The organism is Bradyrhizobium algeriense (genome assembly GCF_003062295.1).
Taxonomy (GTDB): domain Bacteria; phylum Pseudomonadota; class Alphaproteobacteria; order Rhizobiales; family Xanthobacteraceae; genus Bradyrhizobium; species Bradyrhizobium algeriense.
The window spans coordinates 1-2,642 of sequence record NZ_PYCN01000111.1 but is presented as its reverse complement, the minus strand read 5'-3'; the positions used below and the strand labels follow the sequence as shown (position 1 = coordinate 2,642).

Here is a 2,642-nt window from a genome sequence, read left to right as displayed (position 1 = left end):
GGCGAGCCGATGACTTCATGATGCCTCCTTCTTCGAACGCTTGGTGCGTCGTACCCGATTGCGAAGCTGACGGATTTGGTCGTCTGAGAGCTCGATCTGCCATGGCTGGCCTTTGGCTAACTGACGACCTGCCAGCAATCCCCGCGCGAGATAATCGAACACCGTTTGCGGGGTGACGCCGAGCTCGGCTGCAGCGCCCTGAATTGAGAAGCTTCCATCGGGCCAGCGCATCGGATTCTTGTCCACGCCGTTGATTTTGACGGTGGGAATGCCCCAGCGGGTACGCAACAGCCAGACATTCTCGCCTTTGAAGGCGCAGCCTCGGGCCGCGACGAAGCCTTCCTGATTGAGTATTGCCGCGATCTCGGCATCCATTTTGTGTTCAGCATTCAACTCGACGATCCGTTGCCGCAACCGATCAATGTCGATGTAATCGCGGTAGGTCTGAACGCGCCGTTGCACGTGATGCTCGCTGGTTGCACCGGTCTGCCAGACGATCTTGAGCCACACCTGACCTCGGGTCCGCTTCTGATCAAGAACGACTTCGCGGATCACAAATCGCAGAATGCGCTTGCGATCGGCTGCCGACGTGGTGGCCGCGTTCCAAATCCGCGGTAGGTTCTCGCCGAGCGCTTGTAGCCCTGCGCATTCCGCCGGGCCAATCAGAAGCGGCTCTTGCCCGCGCCAACGCGCATGCTCCTGCTCGACCGCCTCTGCGACACGCAGCCTCTCTTCCCAAGCCCGCTCAAGTGAGCGCGCCACAAGACGGTTCTCGGGCTCTACGGCGTCATACTGGCGCCGAGCGCGCTCGGCCTCGTAGCGGGCGCGCTCCACGCGAAGCGCCCACTGGCGCTCGAGCTGACGGCTCTCCTGCCCAGTTGGCCCGCGGCTGCGAGTGCGATCTCAATCTGATCCGGCACCAGGGCATCGAGGACCATCCGCTCGACCAGCGCGTCAACCGCCAAGGCCCGGACTTCCTGGCACATTGCACTGCCTTGCTGGTCCCGATCCGAGCGGCAGCAATAGACCGGATAGTCGGCATTCGGGCCCGTGTAGCGCATGCTCATGCGCCGTCCACAACGACCGCAGACCGCAATTCCTTGTAACAGGGCTGCCCCCTTGCGCGGTACGCCAGAGTGTCCTGCCTCATAGCGGCAGACGTTATCTGCCAGTCGCCCCTGGTTGGCCATGAACTCCTCCCAGCTGATATAGCCTGGGTGAGCGGCGTGGAGGCAAACCGCCCAATCCGCGATCGCTACCTTGACCGTTCCCGTCAGCGATCCCGGCCGGCATCGGCTCGGATCCTTTTGCCGGCGGCCATAAACATACGCCCCAGCATAGGCCGGATTCTGAAGGATATTAAGGACGCGTGTGCTATCTGGCGCACGCCAGACGATCTCGTGTGGAGAAGGTCCAAGCAGCGGCCGAACCGGCAAGGACAATCCATTCCTGTCCAAGTAACGCATCACACGACGCGCGCTTTGCAGTTCCCGGAATTTGGCAAACACGAGATGAAGACGGGCCCGCACCTCCTCATCCGGATTGAGAACAATTGTGCCCGCTCGATCGTAGGCGAGACCGGCCGGCAGCGGCAGCCGCAGTTCGCCCCGCGCCGCCTTCTGGCGTTCCCCTTGGTGAAGGCGCATCCGAAGCTGATGCAGCTCCGCCTCGCTCATGATGCCGGACAGGCCCAACAGCAGGCGGTCGTGATAGGCGCGCGGATCGTAAAGCCGCTCGCCATCCGCAATCAGCACGCCAAATACCGAGCACAGTTCGAGAAGCTGATGCCAGTCCCGGTTATTGCGGGCCAAGCGCGAAGCGTCGAGACTCACCACGAGACCGGCGTTGCCAAGGCCGATCTCGGCAATGAGCTTCTGGAAACCATGACGGTCCACGCCGCCAGCACCGGATTTGCCCAGATCCTCGTCAATCACCTGGACGCGCTCGGGCGGCCAGCCCAGACCGATGGCGCGATCGACAAGGCGGTACTGCAGCTCGGTGCTCTCCTGATGCTGGCGCACCTGGTTCACGGATGACTGCCGCACGTAGACATAGGCCAACTTGGCTCGGTGAGCGGTCGTGAGCCGCTCGTCAGCGACGGTCGAGCTGATCAGCACGACGCAGTCCCCTTCCGGGCGTGCCGGGGATCGCTTGCATTCGCCGCATCAGCGCGGCGATCGTTTGAGCAATCTGGGTTTGCGTCGCGGTCGACAGATTTGGCCAGAGGCGCGGAATGTCGGCCGTCGGACGGCCGGATGGATTTGCCAACGTTGGCAGGGGTCGATACGCAACGCGACCTGGGAGCGGTCGGTGGGTCATCGCGAATCACCTTCTCGTCGAGAAGGCTCAGACTCGCGCTCAAATGTTGCATCAATGGGATCAGCGTCCGTACACTGATGCGCGGCAGGTCGGCCGCGTTCGGGCGGAAAGCGATCGACGTCTCGGTAAGGTCCGTCGACGCGATCCGAACCCCCCGCCGCCGTCCGTCCGGCAGCGCGACAACAACGTAGGCGGGACCGCGTCCCGACCGCTCCTTCAGCACCTCAAGCCGGTGCCCGAACAGAAAATGATGCGGGTCGGTGATCGTGACGTGAGACACGACCCGTTCCAAAATAGGGGTACTCTGTCGTGTTCGGCGAGCC

The 2,642-nt window shown here is 62.8% G+C and carries 3 protein-coding genes; all 3 read right to left on the bottom strand.

Translation table 11 applies throughout. The features are described 5' to 3' along the window. Positions 1-15 precede the first annotated feature (15 nt). The gene (locus tag C7G61_RS45645; RefSeq protein ID WP_202975838.1) at positions 16-834 is read right to left on the bottom strand and encodes a hypothetical protein; all 819 of its coding nucleotides are present in this window, start codon (positions 832-834) and stop codon (positions 16-18) included. After that, on the bottom strand, positions 780-2,117 hold the full coding sequence (locus tag C7G61_RS45640) for a recombinase family protein (RefSeq protein WP_202975837.1): 1,338 nt from the start codon (positions 2,115-2,117) through the stop codon (positions 780-782). The genes C7G61_RS45645 and C7G61_RS45640 overlap by 55 nt, the downstream gene beginning before the upstream one ends. Further along, positions 2,111-2,642 (bottom strand): hypothetical protein (locus tag C7G61_RS45430; protein ID WP_210205930.1); only part of this gene is annotated, 532 nt, incomplete at its 5' end. The genes C7G61_RS45640 and C7G61_RS45430, both read right to left, overlap by 7 nt.